Raw genomic sequence first — 19138 nt, 5'->3', positions numbered from 1 at the left:
GCGTGATGGGTTCCGGCGGCGCGCGGACCGGCGCGCGCCGCCGGTCGGCGTCAACCGGTTTGTTTCAGAACCTCGGCCAGCGTTCCGATCAATTCGTCGATCTGGTCCTTGTCGATGATCAGCGGCGGCGACAGCGCGATGATGTCGCCGGTGATGCGGATCATGATGCCGGCCTCGAACGCCCGGACGAACGCGTCAAAGGCGCGCTTGCCGGGCTGACCCTCGATCGGGGCCAGTTCGACCGCGCCGATCAGGCCCATGTTGCGGATGTCGATCACATGGGGCAGGTCCTTCAGCCCGTGCAGCGCATCCTGCCAATAGGTTTCCAGTTCGGCGGCGCGGGTCAGCAACCCTTCCTCGGCATAGGTGTCCAGCGTCGCAAGTCCCGCGGCGCAGGCGACCGGGTTGCCGGAATAGGTATAGCCGTGGAACAGTTCGATCACATGTTCCGGCCCTTGCATGAAGGCATCGTGGATTTCCGCCGTGGTCAGGACCGCGCCCATCGGGATGACCCCGTTGGTCAGCCCCTTGGCGCAGGTGATCATGTCGGGCATCACGTCGAAATGCTGGGCCGCGAACGGGCTGCCCAGACGGCCAAAGCCGGTGATCACCTCATCGAAGATCAGCAGGATGCCATGTTTGCGGGTGATCTCGCGCAGGCGCTGAAGATAGCCCTTGGGCGGCAGCAGAACGCCGGTCGATCCGGCCATCGGCTCGACGATGACGGCGGCGACGGTTTCGGCGCCGTGCAGCGCGACGATCCGTTCCAGCTCATCCGCCAGAGTCGCGCCGTGATCGGGCTGGCCCTTGGTAAAGGCGTTTTCGGGCAGATGCGTGTGGGGCAGGTGATCCACGCCGGTCAGCAGGCTGCCGAAGACGCGGCGGTTGTTGACGATGCCGCCGACCGAGATGCCGCCGAAGCCCACGCCGTGATAGCCGCGTTCGCGCCCGATCAGCCGCGTGCGCGCCGAATCGCCGCGCGCCCGGTGCCAGGCCAGGGCGATCTTCAGCGCGGTATCGACCGCCTCGCTGCCCGAATTGCAGTAGAAGACATGTTCGATCCCGTCAGGCGCGATATCGACGATGCGATTGGCCAGTTCAAACGCCAGCGGATGACCCATCTGGAAGGCCGGGGCGTAATCCATCTCGGCCACCTGGGTCTGCACGGCCTCGGTGATGCGGGGCCGGCAATGGCCGGCGTTGCAGCACCACAGCCCGGCGGTGCCGTCCAGGATCTGCCGCCCGTCCGAGGTGGTGTAATGCATGTCCTTTGCCGCGACCAGCATGCGCGGTTGGGACTTGAACTGGCGGTTCGCGGTGAACGGCATCCAGAACGCGCGCAGATCGTTGGGCGCGGATTTGCGGTCGAGCGGCATCGTGACACCTCAAGGATTGTTGACCGAACGGTCAGGATCAGGCTAGCACGGGGCCTTGACCAGTCAAGCATCCAAAACCAGTGCGTGACAAATCGCGATCTCGTCCCCAGAAATGGATCATGCCAGAGCGGGATGGACGATGACAGACCGGAATGAGCGTCAGTTGACGCGGATCCAGCAGAAGAACCGCGAATTGATCCTGGAAGGCGCGCTGACCGCGTTTTCGGCCAAGGGTTTTCGCGGCGCCACCATCGACCAGATCGCCGAGGCGTCGGGGCTGTCGAAACCCAACGTGCTGTATTATTTCGATTCCAAGGACGACATCCACAAGACCCTGCTGACCGCGCTGCTGGATATGTGGCTGGCCCCCATGCTGAGCCTCGACCCGTCCGGAGAGCCGCTGGACGAGGTGCTGCGCTATGTCCGCGCCAAGCTGGATCTGTCGCGCGACTATCCGCGCGAAAGCCGGCTTTTCGCCTATGAGATCCTGCAGGGCGCGCCCCATCTCAGCGAGATCCTGGGCGGGCGGCTGCGCGAACTGGTGGACGAGGCGGTGAAGACGCTGGCCGGCTGGATCGAGGACGGGCGGCTGGCGCCGGTCGATCCGCACCACCTGATCTTCTCGATCTGGGCGCTGACGCAGCATTACGCCGATTTCGACGTGCAGGTGCGCGCCGTGCTGGGGCCGGGCCACGATCCCTATGCCGAGGCAGAGATATTTCTGGACAACCTGTTCCGGCGGATGCTGACGCCCTAGGCGTCCGGGCCGGCCGGCCGGTGCAGCATCTGCGCCGCCGGCAGGATCAGCCCAAGGTTTTCGCGCGCCGCGGCGATAAAATCGTCGCGTTCGCCCGACAGCCACTGTTTCGTCGCGGCATTGGTCGCGGCGATGATCGCGGCGGCAAGGATTTCGACGACCTGCGGATCGGCGTCGGGAATGCGCCGGGTCAGCAATTCGCGCATCTGCGCCCGCCGCGACAGCACCGCATTGTTGCGCAGCGCGTCCAGCTTGGCGTCGGTTTCGGCCAGGCGGAACATCTGCGCCAGCATCTCGCGCTCGGTCAGGAACCGGCTCAGATGCGCCTCCATCAGCCGGTCCAGATCCTCGATCAGCGTGGCCTTGCCATGCACGAAGCGTTCGGCGGCATCGGCGGGATAGTCCGGCGGCGGGCCGGCCAAAGCGGCCTCTTTATACGGATAATAGTTGAAGAAGGTGCGCGTGCTGATCCCGGCTTCGCGTGCAATCGCCTCGGTCGTGACATTCGCAAGCCCCTCCTGCACCGCCAGCGCGACGGCTGCCGACTGGATCTTCTTGGCGGTGCGGTAACGGCGGATTGTCTGCGGGTTCATCCGGGAATTGTCCGATCTGCCTTGGTCGATGTCCTCAGCGTTCAGGAATGGCGCCGCCGCGTCAAGCGCCTGCGCGGCGGGCGGACATGCGCCCGGTGAACGGCAAACCGCGCCGCCCGCACAAGGCGGGCAGCGTCACGGAAGATCGGGCCTTCGCGCAGGCCGGTTCAGGCGCCCCAGGTGCGGATCGGGCCGCAATCCATGTGCACGAAGTTCGAGCGCGAGTATTTGCCGACGCCGCCCGCCTTGCAGGCCGATGCCGCCGAGAACATCTGGTTGACCGAGCGCGATTTCAGTCGCAGATCGGCGGCCTTGCCGACCATGTGCAACGAGTTTCTGGCCACCCCGCGCGAACTGCGGCGCAGCATCGCGTTGGTCTGCGGCGAGCGATAGCCCGACAGCATCATGTAAGGCTCGTTCGTCTGCAGCAGCCGGTGCGAGGCGGCGGCCACGTCGATTGCCCGCGGGTCGATACCGATCGCGGTCCCCGTGCGCCAGTCGCGCATGAAGATGTTCACTTCGTTCAGGGCTTCCCGGACGTATTTGCCGTTCACCCAATACACGGTGTCAAGGCTTTCGCCCGTCCGCCCGTTATACATGCGGATGCGCCGCATGTCGCCGGCGCCGCGCAGAAAGCCGAACGCGTTGGCCATCACCGGTGCCGCAGCCACAGAGGTTGCCGCGAACACACCAAGAATGCCGCGGCGCGAGATAAGGTCCATTGTCATGTCTGATCGCCTGTCCTGCTTCGTTCTGTTCGCCGCGTTTGCCGCGACCCGCCGGGTTTTAGCCCCGACTTGCTAACAATATGTCAAATTCCCGTGCGTGCTGGAACAGTTTGATTGCGGAAAAAGCCGGAACACGTCCCGCATCGGCAAGAAATCGCTCAAAGCGCCGAAAGTGGTTAATTCGCCGCATGGCTGTGGCGCGAAAGCAACGCGGCGGCGGCGTCTGCCTGTCGACATGCGCGTGGCAATGGCAATGTTCCGCCGGCAATGGCAGGATAAATCAAGGTTTTCCGAGGGTGTGATGGTGCGTTTCTGCCTGCCGGTCATATTGGGTCTGTCGATGCTTGGCGCGATGCCTCAACCGGCGGTTGCGCAGGCGGTGCTGGCCTCGGGGCGGCAGGCGGCTGTTGCCCTGGCGCCACAGCTGAACTTTTCGGCAGACGAGATGGCGTTGGCCGAGGCGGTGGCCGACAGCCCGCAGCTTGCCTCTTTTTACGGCAGCAACGGTCTGCGGCCTATCTTTCAGGGTGCGGACGGCGCCCGTCTGCGCGATGCGCTGCGCGAGGTCGCGGCGACCGCACAGCGCCACGGTCTGCCCGCCGGGCGTTATCGTCCCCGCGATCCGGCCGCCGCAGGTCAGGGGCTGGAATCCGAGGTGATCCACGCCCAGATCCTGCTGCGCTATGATCTGGACATGACCGGCGGGGCGATCCGGCCAGCCGATGCCGACCCCCAGATCCGGCGGCAGGTCAACCGGCCCGACGCCGCCCGGCTGATCCGCGACTTTGTCGCTGCGCCCGACCCGGCCGCCTATCTGGCCGGGCTTGCGCCCGACGCGCCGGCCTATCTGGCGCTGCAGGATGCGCTGGCCGGCAGCGCGGATCTGACGGTGCCCGACGGGATCGCGCCCGCGCCGGTCGCGCTGTGGCGGATCGGCATGTCGGGCGACGGGGTCGTGGCGCTGCGCACCCGACTGGCCAGTATCGGCTTTTCCGCGCCGTCGGACGATCCAAGCGTATATGACGCCGCGCTGTCCGGCGCGGTGGCAGAGTATCAAAGGGCTGCGGGCCTGCATTCCGACGGCGTGGCCGGGCCCGACACGATCGGGCGTCTGAACGGCGATCTGCCCGGCCTCGGCGACTGGCGCAGCCGGATGATCGCGGTCGCGCTGGAACGGATGCGCTGGATGGGCGGCGAGGATCTGCAGGCGCGGCACGTATGGGTGAACATCCCCGAATTCACCGCCCGGATCATGGATCGCGGCGACGAGATCTTTCGCACGCGCGTCGTCGTCGGCAAGACCGCCCCCGACATGCGCACGCCCGAATTCTCGGACCGGATGGAATATGTGGTCGTGAACCCGCGCTGGAACGTGCCTCGGTCGATCACCGTCAAGGAATATCTGCCGCGCCTGAAGGCCAACCGCCACGCGGTGTCGCATCTGGATGTCGTGGACGGGCGCGGCAATGTGATCCCCCGCAGCCGGATCGATTTCTCGCGCTACACGGCGGCGAATTTCCCCTATCGGATGCGGCAGAAACCCAGTGACGACAATGCGCTTGGGCTGGTGAAGTTCATCTTTCCCAATCCGTGGAACATCTATCTGCACGACACGCCGACCAAGCATCTGTTCCGCAACAGCAGCCGCGCCTATTCCCATGGCTGCGTCCGGGTGGGCGACCCGTTCGATCTGGCCACACAGCTTTTGTCGCCCCAAAGCGACGATCCGCGCGGCCTGTTTCAGCGCGCGCTGGACAGCGGCCGCGAAAGATGGCTGGCGCTGACCCCGAACGTGCCGGTGCATCTGGTCTATTTCACGGCCTTTCCCGACCAGTCCGGGCAGATCCGCTTTCACGAGGATATCTATGGCCGCGACGCGGCGGTCTGGGACCGGTTGCAGGCGCTCGGGCTGGATTCGGTCGGCGAAAGCGATTAAGTCGCCCTTGAAAGAGGGTGCGATGACGAAATCCGTGACCATCGGTGAATTGGCGCGCGCGCTGGACGCGCGATGCTGGGGCGATGAGACGCTGTCCGTCACCGGCGCGGCGGAACCTTCGGCCGCAGGTCCCGTGGGTCCGGATGGCGGCGTGATCGCGATGGCGATGTCGTCGGAATATGCCCGCGCGCTGCAACCGGGCAGCATGGCGATCCTTGCCGAGGGGATGGACCCGGCGGAATACGACCTGAAGGCCGCGATCTTCGCGCCGCGTCCGCGCCTGCTGATGGCCGGGCTGACGCGCGCCTTCGATCCCGGCCCCGACATCGCGCCGGGCATCCACCCGTCGGCGGTGATCGACCCGACGGCGCAGATCGGTGCCGGGGCGGCGATCGGTCCGCTGGCGGTGATCGGGCCCGAGGTGCGGATCGGCGACAATGCCCGCATCGGCCCGCACGTCTGCATCGGCAAGGCCACGGCGATCGGCCACGACGCGATCATCCTTGCTGGCGCGAAGATCGCGCAGGGCGTCACGGCGGGCGACCGGCTGATCGTGCAGCCCGGCGCGGTGATCGGGGGCGACGGATTTTCCTTTGTCACGCCCGAGGAATCCGGGATCGAGGAGATCCGGCGCACCCTTGGCCCCCGCGACCGCATCGTGCAACAGCACTGGACCCGCATCCATTCCCTGGGCGGGGTGGACCTGGGCGACGATGTCGAGATCGGCGCCAATTCCAGCGTGGATCGCGGCACCATCCGCGCGACGCGCGTCGGGTCGGGAACCAAGATCGACAGCCTTGTGCAGATCGGCCACAACGTCGTCATCGGCGAGGATTGCCTGATCTGCGGCATGGCCGGCATCGCCGGATCGGCGCGGATCGGCAACCGCGTGGTTCTGGCCGGCCGCGTCGGCGTCAATGACAATATCGAGATCGGCGACGACGTGATCGCGGGCGGCGCATCGAAGATCTTTACCCGCGTGCCGGCGGGCCGCGTGATTCTGGGCAATCCGGCGGTGAAGATGGAAACGCAGATGGAAATCCAGAAGGCCCTGCGCCGCCTGCCGCGTTTCGCACAACAGCTAGCAAAGCTTCAGGAAACTGTTACACGCCTGATGGAAAAGGGCTGAGCAGGAGGCTCCATGACCGATACGATCAAATCCCGCATCCGGGCCATCATTGCCGAACAGGCCATGCTGGAACCGCACCAGATCGACGACGACGCGACGCCGGAGGATCTGGGCATCGACAGTCTGGGGCTGGTCGAATCCATCTTTGCGCTTGAGGAAGAGTTCGACATCACCATCCCCTTCAACGCCAACGAGCCCGAGAATTCGGATTTCGACATCTCGAACATGGCCACGATCATGCGCGCGGTCGAGCGTCTGGTGGCGCAGAAAGCTGCATGAGCGACACCTCACCCGCCAACACCGCCGATGCCCCGGCCGTCCGCGCCGGGGCCACGCCCACACCGGCGGTCGCGCAGGGGCCGCAGCCGGTGAACGCGCAGGGCATGCGTCGCGTGGCGATCACCGGGGCCGGCACGATCAACGCGCTTGGACATGACGTCGACACCACCCTGGCCGCGTTCCGCGAGGGGCGGTGCGGCATTTCGGCGCTGGATTTCCGCGATGTCGACCGGCTGTCGATCCAGATCGGCGCGCAGGTCCATGACTGGCGGCCCGAGGATTATTTCAACCGCCAGCAGATCCTGCTGTATGACAAGTTCACCCAGTTCACCTTGCTGGCCGCCAAGCAGGCGGTGGCGCAGTCCGGCCTCAGCTTTCAGGGCGAATTGGGCCTGCGGTCGGGCGTCGTGCTGGGCACGGCGGGCGGCGGGCTGAACACCTGGGACGAGAATTACCGCGCCGTCTATGAAGAGGGCAAGAACCGGGTCCACCCGTTCGTCGTGCCCAAGCTGATGAACAACGCCGCGGCCAGCCACACCTCGATGGAATACGGGCTGCGCGGCCCGTCCTTTACGGTCGCCACCGCCTGCGCCAGTTCGAACCACGCGATGGGTCTGGCGTTCCAGATGATCCGGTCGGGCGCGGCGCAGGTGATGCTGACCGGCGGATCCGAGGCGATGCTGTGTTTCGGCGGCATCAAGGCGTGGGAGGGGTTGCGGGTCATGTCGCGCGATGCCTGCCGCCCGTTCAGCGCCAACCGCAACGGCATGGTGCAGGGCGAGGGCGCGGGCGTCTTCGTGTTCGAGGATTTCGAGCATGCGCGCGCGCGCGGCGCCCAGATCCTGGCCGAGGTTGTCGGATTCGCGATGTCGTCGGATGCGCAGGACATCGTGATGCCGTCGGCGCAGGGCGCGGAACGCGCGATTCGCGGCGCGCTGGAGGATGCCGGTCTGAACGGCGATCAGATCGGCTATATCAACGCCCACGGCACCGGCACCGCAGCGAACGACAAGACCGAATGCGCGGCGGTGGCGCATGCCTTTGGCCACCATGCCGACCGGCTGATGATCTCGTCCACGAAATCCATGCACGGGCATCTGATCGGCGCGACCGGCGCGGTCGAATTGCTGGCCTGTATCATGGCGCTGCGCGACGGGGTGATCGCGCCGACCATCGGTTATCAGGAACCGGACCCTGAATGCGCGCTGGATGTCGTCCCGAACGAGGCGCGCGAGGCGCAGGTCGATGCGGTGCTGTCGAACGCGTTTGCGTTCGGGGGGCTGAACGCCGTGATCGCGCTGCGCCGGGTCTGATCCGTCACGTCGCCACGTAAAAACCGCGCCCACGGGGCGCGGTTCGTGTCGTTTACCGCGATGCGGGCGTTATTCGCTGGCCGGGGCCGCGTCTTCGGCGGGCGCGCCCGCGGCAGGTGCGTCTGCGGCAGGTGCGTCTGCGGCAGGTTCCTCCGGCGCGGATGCCTGCGGCGCGGGCTGCGTGGTATACTCGCTCAGCTCCTCGAACGCCGCCGTGAACCCTGCCAGCGACAGGTTCAGCTCGACCGGGTTCTTCGGATCGCCGCCAAAGGGCATCAGCGTCACGGTGGCCTTGCCGCCGCGCTTCAGCTGGTTCAACTCGGCCGCGGTAAAGCCCATCCGCGACACGCAGCCCACCGGCGCGCAGAAGCTGAACGGATATTCCCGCGCCTGGCCGCTGTCGACGGCAAAGCCCAGACCGCGGATCAGGTCGGTTTCCAGCGGCGCGACCAGTGTCGCGCCGGCGGCAACTTCGCCGTTGGTCAGCGGGATCAGCGTCATCTCGGCCACCGAATTGCCCTCGGCGTCCTTCATCAGCTGATACAGTTCGCACGGGTCCTTGTTCTGATCGGCGTTGATGCAGCGCAGCGACCAGTCGTTATGGGTCGATTTCACGTAATAGCTGCCGACCTGCGGCTCGGCTGCGGCCTGATCCTGCGCGGGCTGCCCGGTGGCCGGGGCCGCATCTGCGGGGGCCGCGTCGGTCGCCGGTTCGGCCTGCGTCTCTGCCGTCGCGGCCGGTGCATCCGCGTCCGCAGGCTCGGCGGGGGTCGCTGCGGGGGCCGCGTCCGATGCGTCCTCTGCGGCGGCGGGTTCGGACGGGGCGGCGTCCTGCGAAGCCGTTCCGGACTCGTCCGCGGTCGCGGTCCCGGTCGTGTCCTGGGCGAAGGCCGGGGCTGCGACAAGCGCCAGCGCCGCCAGCAATGCCTGCGAGGGTTTGATCGGCATGTTCGTTCTTTCCTTTGCTCGAAGCTTTTTCGCCGACTAGCATGTCTTGGCGGCGTTGTCAGGCGGCAAGATCGCCGCAAGGCTTCACCTTGGGTTGACCTGCCGCGCAAGGCGATACGATCCGGGCGGGGCGTCGGGACGGCCCACGCGGCCTGACCGATGGGCCATACAGGCGCGTGCATGGTGCCGGGCGTCCCGCGAAATCGGACAATTAAAAAGGGCCGCAGTTTTCCCCGCGACCCCAACGCCTTGGGCGTTTCTCCCTGCCGGACTGGCCGGTCTTCATTCGCTGCACGCTAGTCGCGGCACCGTGATCCGTCAACAGTCCAAAAGGTCAGGTTCGATCAAAAAAAGCCGCGCCCGGGGGCGCGGCAGTCCAACAGGGAGGAAGGTCCGGGGCACGGCTGCGATCCCTGGACAAATCGAATATGGCACGCGGCGGTTAAGATTGTATTGTTCTTGCGCGCGCACCGGACGCGCAACGGCAAAAAAACCTTGAGGGGCGGCGACATGACAGGCGTTCTGGATGAAGACGCGGGCACGGTTTTCGTGGGCGGAGGCGGCGCGGATCACCGCCAGCCGCAATCGCTGCTGCTGAAATACGCCAACCGGCACGGCATGATCGCCGGGGCGACCGGCACCGGCAAGACGGTGACGTTGCAGACGCTTGCCGAAAGCCTGTCGCTGGCGGGGGTGCCGGTGTTTCTGTCGGATGTGAAGGGCGATCTGGCCGGGCTGTCGCAGCCGGGCCGCGCCGATGCGCCCCTGCACGATGCGTTCCAACAGCGCGCCGAGAAGATCGGACTGACGCTGGATTATCAGTCATTTCCGGTGACGTTCTGGGACGTCTGGGGCGAACGCGGACATCCGGTGCGCACCACCCCGGCCGAGATGGGGCCGCTGCTGCTGTCGCGCCTGCTGGATCTGACCGATGTGCAGGAAGGGGTGATGAACATCGCCTTCCGCGTGGCCGACGAACAGGGGCTGGCGCTGCTGGATCTGAAGGATCTTCAGGCGATGCTGGTCTGGGTCGGCCAGAACGCCACCGAATTGTCGCTGCAATACGGCAATGTCAGCACGGCCAGCGTCGGCGCGATCCAGCGCGCCCTGCTGATCCTGGAAAATCAGGGGGGCCACAACCTGTTCGGGGAACCGGCGCTGGATCTGGCCGACATCATCCGGCAGGACGCATCCGGAAAGGGCGTCATCAACGTGCTGGCCGCCGACCGGCTGATGGCCTCGCCCCGGCTGTATGCGACGTTTCTGCTGTGGCTTCTGTCCGAGTTGTTCGAGCAGTTGCCTGAGATCGGCGACCCCGACCGGCCGCGCATCGCGTTCTTCTTCGACGAATCGCATCTGCTGTTCGACGACGCGCCCAAGGCGCTGATCGAGAAGGTGGAACAGGTCGCGCGGCTGATCCGGTCGAAGGGCGTCAGCGTCTGGTTCATCAGCCAGAACCCGGACGACATTCCCGAAGACATCCTGGGTCAGCTTGGCAACCGGGTGCAGCACGCGCTGCGCGCCTTTACCGCCCGCGACCAGAAGGCGTTGCGGCTTGCGGCGCAGAATTATCGCCCCAACCCCGATTTCGATATCGCCGATGCCATTCGGGATGTCGGCACGGGCGAGGCCGTGACGTCTTTTCTGGAAGCCAAGGGCGTGCCGGGCATGGCGCAACGCACGCTGATCCGCCCGCCCTTCAGCCGTCTGGGCCCGATCCTTGACACAGAACGGCAAAGGGTGAACGCGGCCTCGCCCATGGCGCTGAAATACGCCACCCGGCTGGAACGCGACTCGGCGCAGGAAATCCTGTCCCGACGCGCCGAAGAGGCAGCCTTGGCCGGTGCCGACGGCAAGGAGGCGGCATCCGGCGATGCGGACCTGTTCGACATGGACCGCGAGGAATACCGCAACGCGCGCCGTTACCAGCCGCGCCGCGACGCCGCCGAGCCCGCGCCCAAAAGCCGTTCCAGACGCAGCGATACCATCGCCGAGACCTTCGGCAAAAGCCTTGCCCGCCAATTGGGCACAAGGTCGGGCAAGGCGCTGGTCAGGGGTGTGCTGGGGTCGCTGTTCCGGGGCCGCTGAAGGCCGGACAGGCAACGCCCGCGAAAAGCGCACTTTCGGCGACGGCCACCGGCTGGGGTGCGGCCGCGACGGCCGCCCGCATCTCGGCCAGGATCGCGATCATCAGCAGAACGTGGCGCTGCATGTCGTATTCCGGATCACGGTCAAGCCGCGCCTCGTTCATCATCGCCTCGTGGGCGCGCAGCCGGGGCAGGGCGTCGCCCGCCGCCGGGCAACCCTCGCAGCGCAGAAGCCGGGGCAGATCCCGCTCTCTCCGCCAGCCCGGTTGGCCTGCGCGAGCGGCGCGGATCAGCGTGGCAGGCCGGCGCAGCCTGGTCTGCGGCAAGGGGCGGCGAAAGGCGATCACGTTCGGCATGGCGGTCATCGATTCTGGTCCTTCTGGATGTCGGACCGACAGCTTCACACAACTTTAAAGTGTGTTGCCGAAACCCTTCCTGCACCGCGCGCGGGGGCAATGAATCTTTAGGTTTTGTTAGGGAATGTCGCCTCTATGTGCAGAAAGCAGCCTGTCATCTACAGGAACTAACGCAACCCAGGGGAGCCATCTGCCGGGCTGCCCAAGGACGACAAGGGACGAGACATGACCATTTTGACCGGTGATTTCGCAATGGAGACAGGAGGCGCGGACCACCGATCTGAGACCCCCGAGGGCGCTGCGGAACGGACCCACCTGCCCGAAGACGCCAGGCTGTATCTGCGCCATGTCGAGGACGGCGAGCCGATAAGGGCGCTGGCGCGCGAGGCGGGCTGTCACGCCTCGACGATCCTGCGTCGCATCCGCCGGTTCGAGGCGCGGCGCGACGATCCGCTGGTCGATGGGGCGTTGTCGGCCCCGCCCGCGCCCACCGAGGCGGCGTTCGACGAACGCGCCGCCCTGCGCGTGCTGCGGCGACTGGCCGAGCCGGGGGCGGTCATGGCCTCGGCCGCGGGCATGGCCAAGGCGATCGTGACGCGCGACGACATCCGCACCGCGGTTCTGGAACGCAGGCAGGCCGAGGCGATGGCGCTGAAAGGCTGGGTCGTGCAAAGCGGGCAGGGGGGCCGGGTGCAACGCTATGCGCTTGCGCCGGCGGGGCGCGAGGCGCTGCGGCGGATGCTGGCATCGTCGCGCACCCGGCGCGCGATGCCGCGTCCGGGCGATTTTCGCGACGCCGATCCCGTGCCCGGCAGCCCGCATGAGGGCATGGCCGAGGCGGCGGTCGGTTTCGATCATGCCGGGCGTCACCGCATCTGGGAACAGCGCCGGATCGAGGACCCCGAGGACGGGCGCCGGCGGACGGCGCGCGTCAACATCGCCGAAAGCCCGCTGCTGGTCCTGGCGCGCAGACGCGATGCGGACGGGCGGCCGTTTCTGTCGGCGGGCATGGTCGCGGCGGGCGAAAGGCTGCGCGAGGATTTCGAACTGGCGCAGATGGGGCCGCGCGTGACCCAGAACTGGGACGGGTTCATGACCTCGGGCATCGATGTGGGCCGCAGCGCCGGCGGCTATCGCGGCGGCTCGGAATCGGCGCGCGACCGGGTGGCGGTGGCGTTGCGCGATCTGGGCCCCGGCATGGGCGATATCGTGCTGCGGGTCTGCTGCTTTCTGGAAGGGATCGAGATGACCGAGCGTCGTCTTGGCTGGTCGGCGCGGTCTGGCAAGGTGGTTCTGCGGCTGGCCCTGATGCGGCTGGAACGCCATTACCAGGAAATCTATGGCGGCGGATCGCCCCTGATCGGCTGACAGGCGGGGCGCCCGGCGCCGCGATCTGCGACAATTCGCGAAAAAGGGCCGCTTGCATGCGGCCCTTTGTCGTTTCGTCCGCGTTCAGGCCGGTTCGCCCACGCGCGCGGTCTGAAGATAGGCCAGCACTTTTTCCGGCGATGTTTCGCCATAGGGATCGTCGGCGCAGTCGTCGCAACGGCCCGGCTCTTCGAACCACGCCTCGACGATGCCGTCATCGACCACCGCGGCATAGCGCCAGCTGCGCGCCCCGAAGCCCAGATTGTCCTTGCGCACCAGCATCCCGGCCTTTTCCGTGAACTCGCCCGATCCGTCCGGGATCACCTGCACGTTCGAAAGGCCCTGCGCCTTGGCCCACTGGTTCATCACGAAGCTGTCGTTGACCGACATGCAGTAGATCGCGTCGATGCCCAGCTGTCGCATCCGGGCGAAGGATTTTTCGAAACCGGGCAGCTGATAGGTAGAGCAGGTGGGCGTGAACGCGCCGGGCAGCGAAAACAGCACCACGCGCTTGCCGGCGAAATAATCCGCCGTGGTCATGTCCTGCCAGCGAAACGGGTTCGGCCCGCCCACCGACTCGTCGCGGACGCGGGTCTTGAAGGTCACCTGGGGAACTGCACTGCCGATCTTCATCTCAACACTCCTTTGCAACTGCATTTTCTCCTCCCCGGCTCCACATGCCGCGCTGCGGCGTGGATGTGCAGATGCAGCATGTTGCGCGCCGTTGATCAAGCCCCTGTTTGGGACTAAGGAGGATGAAACACAGCGAAAGGTCGGACATGACCGAGATCACCGCCCCGCAGCCGCCCCGTCTTCGCCACCCCGAAAAGGCGCATCGCCCCGATCAGGCCCAGCCCAGGAAGCCCGACTGGATCCGGGTCAAGGCGCCGGTCAGCGAAGGCTACAAACGCACGCGCGACATCATGCAGGAACACCGGCTGTCCACCGTCTGCGAGGAGGCGGGCTGCCCCAATGTCGGCGAATGCTGGAGCCAGGGTCACGCCACGATGATGATCATGGGCGACATCTGCACGCGCGGCTGCACGTTCTGCAACGTCTCGACCGGGCGGCCCGATGCGCTGGACGTGTTCGAACCCGGCCGCGTCGCCCATGCGGTGCAGAAGCTTGGCCTGAACCATGTCGTGATTACCAGTGTGGATCGCGACGATCTGGACGATGGCGGGGCCGAACATTTCGCCCAGACGATCCGCGCGATCCGCCATCGCAGCCCCGAGTCGACCATCGAGGTCCTGACGCCCGATTTCCTGAAGACCAAGCCCGGCGCGCTGGAAACCGTGGTCGAGGCGCGTCCCGACGTGTTCAACCACAATCTTGAAACCGTGCCGGGTCTGTATCCGACCGTCCGCCCCGGCGCGCGCTATTTCCATTCGCTGCGCCTGTTGCAGCGGGTCAAGGAACTGGACCCGACCATGTTCACGAAATCCGGCATCATGGTCGGGCTGGGCGAGGATCGGCAGGGCGTGTTGCAGGTCATGGACGACATGCGCGCGGCCGATATCGACTTCATGACCATCGGCCAGTATCTGCAACCCACACCCAAGCATCACCGCGTGGCCCGCTTCGTGACCCCGGAAGAGTTCACGGGATACGAGAAATCCGCCTATGGCAAGGGGTTCCTGATGGTGTCGGCCACGCCGCTGACGCGGTCATCGTATCACGCCGGCGACGATTTCGCCCGGCTGCGCGCGGCGCGGCTGGAAAGGCTGGGCCGGGCCTGATCCCGCCCGATGGGGCCTGCGCACGACGCAGGAACCCTCTTGCAAATCGCCGCTTGCCGCCTTAGGCGACGTGACGGGGCCCGAGTGGCGGAATGGTAGACGCAGGGGACTCAAAATCCCCCGCCGCAAGGCTTGTCGGTTCGAGTCCGACCTCGGGTACCAATTAATTTTCCGCAAAAATCGCGACGCCGCCTGCCCGTCGTCACCCACGACCGGCAGTTCAGAGTCGCAGCAGGTGTTTCACACCAATCGCCCGCCCGCCGCGCCCGTCAGGCGCGGCTGCGGCGGCGGCCGCTGCGGCCGCCGGTGGTGCCGGTGGCGGCGGCGCTGGCGGCTTCGGCGAAGGGGGTTCCGGCGCGCGCCGCCTCGGCCACGCGGGCAAAGCGGATCCATTCGCCGCCGTTGGCATCGTGGTTCATCAGCATGTTGGCGGCGCGGATCGCCTCCATCTCGGCCAGCCGGACCGGGTTCATGATCGCGCTGGTCATGCCCGCGCCGACGGCCATCGGCAGGAACGCCGCGTTGATGCCGTGGCGGTTGGGCAGGCCAAAGCTGATATTGCTGGCGCCGCAGGTGGTGTTCACGCCCAACTCCTCGCGCAGGCGGCGGACCAGGGCAAAGACCTGACGCCCGGCGGTCGCCATCGCGCCCACAGGCATGACCAGCGGATCGACCACGATGTCATGGGCCGGGATGCCGAAATCGGCCGCGCGCCGGACGATCTTGCGGGCGACGGCAAAGCGGATATCGGGGTCTTCGCTGATGCCGGTGTCGTCATTGCTGATCGCCACCACCGGCACGTTGTATTTCGCGATCAGCGGCAGCACGGTCTCCAGCCGCTCTTCCTCGCCCGTCACGCTGTTCACAAGCGGGCGTCCGCTGGCCGATTCCAGCCCCGCCTTCAGCGCGCCGGGGACCGAGCTGTCGATGCACAGCGGCACATCGACCAGATCCTGCACCAGCTGGATCATCTGCCGCATCAGCGGCGGCTCGGTGATGTTGGGATCGGGGTTGCTGTTATAGACGACGCCCGCATTCACATCCAGAACCATCGCCCCGCAGGCCACCTGTTCCAGCGCGTCCCTGCGCACTGTCGCGAAATCGCCGGCCTCCAGCTCGGCCGCCAGCTTCTTGCGGCCGGTCGGGTTGATTCGTTCGCCGATGACGCAGAACGGTTCGTCGAACCCGATGATGACGGTCTTCGAGGCGGATTCCAGCACGGTGCGGGTCATCGTCGGTCCTTCAGTCGCCGCGCTGGCGGGCGAGCCAGTCGGTCGCTTCGGTGATGCCGCCAAGCGGGAAGATATGGGCGGCGGCAATCGGAAAGGCCGGATCGGTCGCCTTTGCCGCGGCCAGCGCGCCCACCAGATCCGTCGGCTCGAACGGGGTCAGCAGCCGGGTCACGTCGCGAGCGCGTCGTTGCAGCACCCGCAGCGACGGCCCGACGCCGCACATGATGGCGAATTTCAGCATCGTCTGCAGGCGGGCGGGTCCGGCCACGCCGATGCGGACGGGCATGTCGATGCCCAGGGCGCGCAGCCGTCTGGCCCAGTCGATCAGCGGTTGCGCCTCGAACGCGAACTGCGTGACGATCTGCATCCGCGCATCCGTTCTGGCCGCAAAGTCTGCCTTCCAGCGCAGGGCGCGCATCACCTCGGCTTCGCCGCCGTCCGGGTCGATGTCGCGATTGCCCTCGGGGTGTCCGGCGATGAACAGCCGGGGCATATCCCCTAACAGGCCGGTGTCCAGCAGTTGCATCGAATCGCGGAACGCGCCCCTTGGCGTTGCCACGCCGCCGCCCAGCAACAAGGCGCCGCAGGCCCCGCCGGCGCGATAGGCCGAGACCCATTCGGCCAGCGTGGCGCGGTCGGGCACGAGGCGCGCGGGGATGTGGGGGACGGGGCGGAACCCGTCGCGCGCCAGCCGGGCGACGGTTTCCTGCATCCGGGCCGGGTCGGTGCCGTCGATATGGGCCACGAACACCAGTGCGCCGGCGGGCAGGATCGCGGTCAGATCCGGGATCGACGCGGCCGTGCGCGGCATCACCTCGATCGAGGCGTCGCGCAGGAACGCGGCCAGCGGGGCATTCGCGCGCGGCGCGGACCGGAACTGCATCAGGGCCATGTTCTGTCGTCCTTCATTCGGGGTCGCGGCCGCCATTCGCGATCAGCGCGCGAAGCCGGTCGGTGTCGTATTCCGCCTCGATCCGCGCGGCCAGGGCTGCGGGGTCGTCGGCCGTGGCGGGCTGGCGCCGCCACTGGGCCAGATAATCGTCGGTGCCGGCCAGCCCCGCCTTCATCGCCGCGCGGTCGATGGATTGCTCGAAACGCGTGGACAGGGGCACCCGCCGCGCGGCGCGGCCCTTGCCCAGGATCACCTGTGCCGGGATGTCGCGCCAAAGGACAAGGGTCAGTTCCGTCATCGTCCACGCCTTTCCTGTCGCTGCCGTTCTGCCACGGATCGCACCCCCGCGCGCACCGATTGCGACCATGGAACGCGGCGTTTGCGACATGCGGCCCGGTGCACATGTCGCCCTGGGCACGTCCCGCGGCCACCCACGCGCGCGGTCGCCCCTTGAACGGGGCGGGGTGGCACGTTACCTTTCCAGCAACTTGTTATCGGAGGGCGTATCGTCATGGCGCCCAGGCGTCCTGCGGGTGCGGACGCGTTCCCGAAAATCACGGTCGAGCCGTCGGTCACCCGCCAAGTCGAGGAGGGGGCACTCTATGCTGCTCTCGATCTCGGCACGAATTCTTGCCGGATGCTGATTGCCCGACCGCGCGGCAATCAGTTCCAGGTCATAGACAGCTTTTCCAAGCCGGTGCAGCTTGGGCATGGGCTGGAGGCTTCGGGGCGGCTGTCCCGCAGTTCGATGGCGCGCACCGTCCACGCATTGCAGGTCTGTCGGCGCAAGCTGGACCTGCATCGCGTCGGCAATCTGCGGCTGGTCGCGACCGAGGCCTGCCGCCGCGCGCGCAACAGCCGCGATTTCCTGCGCACCATCCGGCGCGAGACCGGCCTTCCCGTCGAGATCATCGGCACAGAGGAAGAGGCGCGGCTGGCCGTGATTTCCTGCGCGCCGCTGGTCAGCCACACGACCAAGACGCTGCTGGTCGTCGATATCGGCGGCGGCTCGACCGAGCTTGTCTGGATCGATCTTGAGGATGTCGAACCGTTGGAACGGCCGCGCGCGATCATGCGGCTGTCGGACGGGTTCGCCAATCCGCAGCCCGGCGGCGCGCGGGTGGTGGACTGGATCAGCGTGCCCCTGGGCGTGGCGACGCTGCGCGACCAGTTCGCCGATGTCGAGGACGATCAGGGCCGGTTCGCGCTGATGAGCTGGTATTTCGAGGAATTGCTGGCCGATTTCGCCCCCTATGCCGACGGCTCGCCCGAGGGCGGGTTCCAGATCATCGGCACGTCGGGAACGGTCACGACGGTCGCGGCCAGCCATCTGGGCCTGCGCCGCTATGACCGCACCAAGGTCGACGGGCTTGAGATGACGACCGAACAGATCGACCGGGTGATCCATTCCTATCTGGCGCTTGGCCCCGAGGGGCGGCGCCGCGACCCCCGCATCGGCCGAGAGCGGCACGCGCTGATCATGTCGGGCGTGGCGATCCTGCAGACCTTGATGCGGGTGTGGCCGACAACGCGGCTGTCGGTGGCCGATCGCGGCCTGCGCGAGGGGTTGCTGTATGCGCAGATGGTCCGCGACGGCGTGCTGACGCCCGACGGCGTGAAGGGAGTGGCGTGACATGACCAAGAAGCCGGCCAGCCGCGCGGGCAAGTCCAGCGGGCGCGGACAGCGCGACCTGAAGGTGCGGGTCAAGACCGCCAAGGGCCGCAAGCTCAGCAGCAAGCTGTGGCTTGAACGGCAACTGAACGACCCCTACGTGGTCCGCGCCCGGCGCGAGGGGTATCGCGGACGCGCCGCCTTCAAGATCCTGGAACTGGACGACAAATACGGCTTTCTGGTGCCCGGCGCGCGGGTCGTCGATCTGGGCTGCGCGCCGGGCGGCTGGTGCCAGGTGGCGGTGGATCGCGTCAACGCCCTGGGCGACAAATCGGGCAAGCCGGTCGGCCGCGTCGTCGGCGTCGATCTGCAAGAGGTCGATGCGATCGCCGGGGCCGAGATCCATCAGCTGGACTTTCTGGACGAGGGCGCCGACGACCGGGTCAAGGCGTGGCTGGGCGGGTCTGCGGACGTGGTGATGTCGGACATGGCCGCCGCCTCGTCGGGGCACAAAAGCACCGATCACCTGCGCATCGTCGCGCTCGTCGAGGCGGCGGCGCAGCTTGCGCTGGACGTTCTGGAACCGGGCGGAACCTTTATCGCCAAGGTGCTGGCGGGCGGCGCCGAAAGCGAAATGCAGACCTTGCTGAAGCAGAATTTCCAGAAAGTCGCGAACGTCAAGCCACCGGCAAGCCGCAGCGATTCGTCCGAGAAATACGTGGTCGCCACCGGCTTTCGCGGGCGTGCGCCGCGCGACAGGCCGCAGGATTGATCGCCGCCGGGCTGTTCGCAG

19 protein-coding genes and 1 tRNA gene are annotated in these 19138 nt (G+C 66.9%); 11 read left to right on the top strand and 9 right to left on the bottom strand.

The features are described 5' to 3' along the window. Positions 1-50 precede the first annotated feature (50 nt). On the bottom strand, positions 51-1376 hold the full coding sequence (gene aptA / locus JHW45_RS09400) for an omega-aminotransferase AptA (protein WP_272857445.1): 1326 nt from the start codon (positions 1374-1376) through the stop codon (positions 51-53). Positions 1377-1515: 139 nt separating this feature from the next. Here aptA and JHW45_RS09395 point away from each other — a divergent pair, with 139 nt between their 5' ends. Next, on the top strand, positions 1516-2133 hold the full coding sequence (locus tag JHW45_RS09395; RefSeq protein WP_272857444.1) for a TetR family transcriptional regulator C-terminal domain-containing protein: 618 nt from the start codon (positions 1516-1518) through the stop codon (positions 2131-2133). Here the strand turns inward: JHW45_RS09395 and JHW45_RS09390 are convergent. After that, the gene (locus JHW45_RS09390; protein WP_272857443.1) at positions 2130-2726 is read right to left on the bottom strand and encodes a TetR/AcrR family transcriptional regulator; all 597 of its coding nucleotides are present in this window, start codon (positions 2724-2726) and stop codon (positions 2130-2132) included. The two genes, JHW45_RS09395 and JHW45_RS09390, sit on opposite strands and share 4 nt — an antisense overlap. Positions 2727-2893: 167 nt before the next feature. Next, complete coding sequence (gene mepK, locus JHW45_RS09385; RefSeq protein ID WP_272857442.1) at positions 2894-3454, bottom strand: peptidoglycan L,D-endopeptidase MepK; 561 nt, start codon at positions 3452-3454, stop codon at positions 2894-2896. 301 nt (positions 3455-3755) lie between these two features. Here mepK and JHW45_RS09380 point away from each other — a divergent pair, with 301 nt between their 5' ends. The 4 genes from JHW45_RS09380 to JHW45_RS09365 all read left to right on the top strand — a co-directional run bounded on the left by JHW45_RS09380 (position 3756) and on the right by JHW45_RS09365 (position 8111). Further along, positions 3756-5390 (top strand): L,D-transpeptidase family protein, encoded by a 1635-nt coding sequence (locus tag JHW45_RS09380; protein WP_272857441.1) that lies wholly within the window; start codon positions 3756-3758, stop codon positions 5388-5390. Between the two features lie 22 nt (positions 5391-5412). Further along, a complete protein-coding gene (locus JHW45_RS09375; RefSeq protein WP_272857440.1) occupies positions 5413-6519 on the top strand; it encodes a UDP-3-O-(3-hydroxymyristoyl)glucosamine N-acyltransferase in 1107 nt (368 codons plus the stop codon). Between the two features lie 12 nt (positions 6520-6531). Then, positions 6532-6798: an acyl carrier protein gene (locus JHW45_RS09370; RefSeq protein ID WP_272857439.1), complete on the top strand. Its 267-nt coding sequence runs from the start codon at positions 6532-6534 to the stop codon at positions 6796-6798. 104 nt (positions 6799-6902) lie between these two features. After that, a complete protein-coding gene (locus JHW45_RS09365; RefSeq protein WP_272860587.1) occupies positions 6903-8111 on the top strand; it encodes a beta-ketoacyl-[acyl-carrier-protein] synthase family protein in 1209 nt (402 codons plus the stop codon). Positions 8112-8180: 69 nt separating this feature from the next. On the opposite strand, the gene JHW45_RS09360 is transcribed toward JHW45_RS09365, so the two are convergent. Next, a complete protein-coding gene (locus JHW45_RS09360) occupies positions 8181-9059 on the bottom strand; it encodes an invasion associated locus B family protein (RefSeq protein WP_272857438.1) in 879 nt (292 codons plus the stop codon). A gap of 510 nt (positions 9060-9569) precedes the next feature. Between JHW45_RS09360 and JHW45_RS09355 the strand changes: the two genes are divergently transcribed. Beyond that, the gene (locus JHW45_RS09355; RefSeq protein WP_272857437.1) at positions 9570-11147 is read left to right on the top strand and encodes a helicase HerA-like domain-containing protein; all 1578 of its coding nucleotides are present in this window, start codon (positions 9570-9572) and stop codon (positions 11145-11147) included. Here the strand turns inward: JHW45_RS09355 and JHW45_RS09350 are convergent. Continuing rightward, the gene (locus tag JHW45_RS09350; RefSeq protein ID WP_272857436.1) at positions 11110-11511 is read right to left on the bottom strand and encodes a DUF6477 family protein; all 402 of its coding nucleotides are present in this window, start codon (positions 11509-11511) and stop codon (positions 11110-11112) included. The two genes, JHW45_RS09355 and JHW45_RS09350, sit on opposite strands and share 38 nt — an antisense overlap. 216 nt (positions 11512-11727) lie before the next feature. Between JHW45_RS09350 and JHW45_RS09345 the strand changes: the two genes are divergently transcribed. Then, positions 11728-12870, top strand: coding sequence for a DUF6456 domain-containing protein (locus JHW45_RS09345; protein ID WP_272857435.1), 1143 nt, complete (start codon positions 11728-11730; stop codon positions 12868-12870). 84 nt (positions 12871-12954) lie between these two features. On the opposite strand, the gene JHW45_RS09340 is transcribed toward JHW45_RS09345, so the two are convergent. Beyond that, complete coding sequence (locus JHW45_RS09340; protein ID WP_272857434.1) at positions 12955-13503, bottom strand: peroxiredoxin; 549 nt, start codon at positions 13501-13503, stop codon at positions 12955-12957. 146 nt (positions 13504-13649) lie between these two features. Here JHW45_RS09340 and lipA point away from each other — a divergent pair, with 146 nt between their 5' ends. Together lipA and JHW45_RS09330 are read left to right on the top strand one after the other, a co-directional pair. Beyond that, positions 13650-14609 carry a lipoyl synthase gene (gene lipA / locus JHW45_RS09335; RefSeq protein ID WP_272857433.1) on the top strand — a complete coding sequence of 320 codons (960 nt, stop codon included), beginning with the start codon at positions 13650-13652 and terminating at the stop codon, positions 14607-14609. A gap of 78 nt (positions 14610-14687) precedes the next feature. Beyond that, positions 14688-14771: transfer RNA gene (locus JHW45_RS09330), tRNA-Leu, on the top strand. 107 nt (positions 14772-14878) lie between these two features. On the opposite strand, the gene JHW45_RS09325 is transcribed toward JHW45_RS09330, so the two are convergent. From JHW45_RS09325 to JHW45_RS09315, 3 genes are read right to left on the bottom strand one after another with little or no spacing between them, the layout of a single operon-like run. Continuing rightward, the gene (locus JHW45_RS09325) at positions 14879-15841 is read right to left on the bottom strand and encodes a methyltetrahydrofolate cobalamin methyltransferase (RefSeq protein WP_272857432.1); all 963 of its coding nucleotides are present in this window, start codon (positions 15839-15841) and stop codon (positions 14879-14881) included. Positions 15842-15851: 10 nt separating this feature from the next. Beyond that, positions 15852-16733: a methylenetetrahydrofolate reductase gene (locus JHW45_RS09320; protein WP_272857431.1), complete on the bottom strand. Its 882-nt coding sequence runs from the start codon at positions 16731-16733 to the stop codon at positions 15852-15854. 13 nt (positions 16734-16746) lie between these two features. Then, a complete protein-coding gene (locus tag JHW45_RS09315; RefSeq protein ID WP_272857430.1) occupies positions 16747-17031 on the bottom strand; it encodes a virulence factor in 285 nt (94 codons plus the stop codon). 213 nt (positions 17032-17244) lie between these two features. On the opposite strand from JHW45_RS09315, the gene JHW45_RS09310 reads away from it, so the two are divergent. Further along, the gene (locus tag JHW45_RS09310; RefSeq protein ID WP_272857429.1) at positions 17245-18366 is read left to right on the top strand and encodes a Ppx/GppA phosphatase family protein; all 1122 of its coding nucleotides are present in this window, start codon (positions 17245-17247) and stop codon (positions 18364-18366) included. A 1-nt stretch (position 18367) separates the two neighbouring features. After that, complete coding sequence (locus JHW45_RS09305) at positions 18368-19117, top strand: RlmE family RNA methyltransferase (RefSeq protein WP_272857428.1); 750 nt, start codon at positions 18368-18370, stop codon at positions 19115-19117. Positions 19118-19138 lie beyond the last annotated feature (21 nt).

The sequence above is a fragment of the Paracoccus stylophorae genome (assembly GCF_028553765.1).
Taxonomy (GTDB): domain Bacteria; phylum Pseudomonadota; class Alphaproteobacteria; order Rhodobacterales; family Rhodobacteraceae; genus Paracoccus; species Paracoccus stylophorae.
This window is presented reverse-complemented; position numbering and strand designations above follow the sequence as displayed.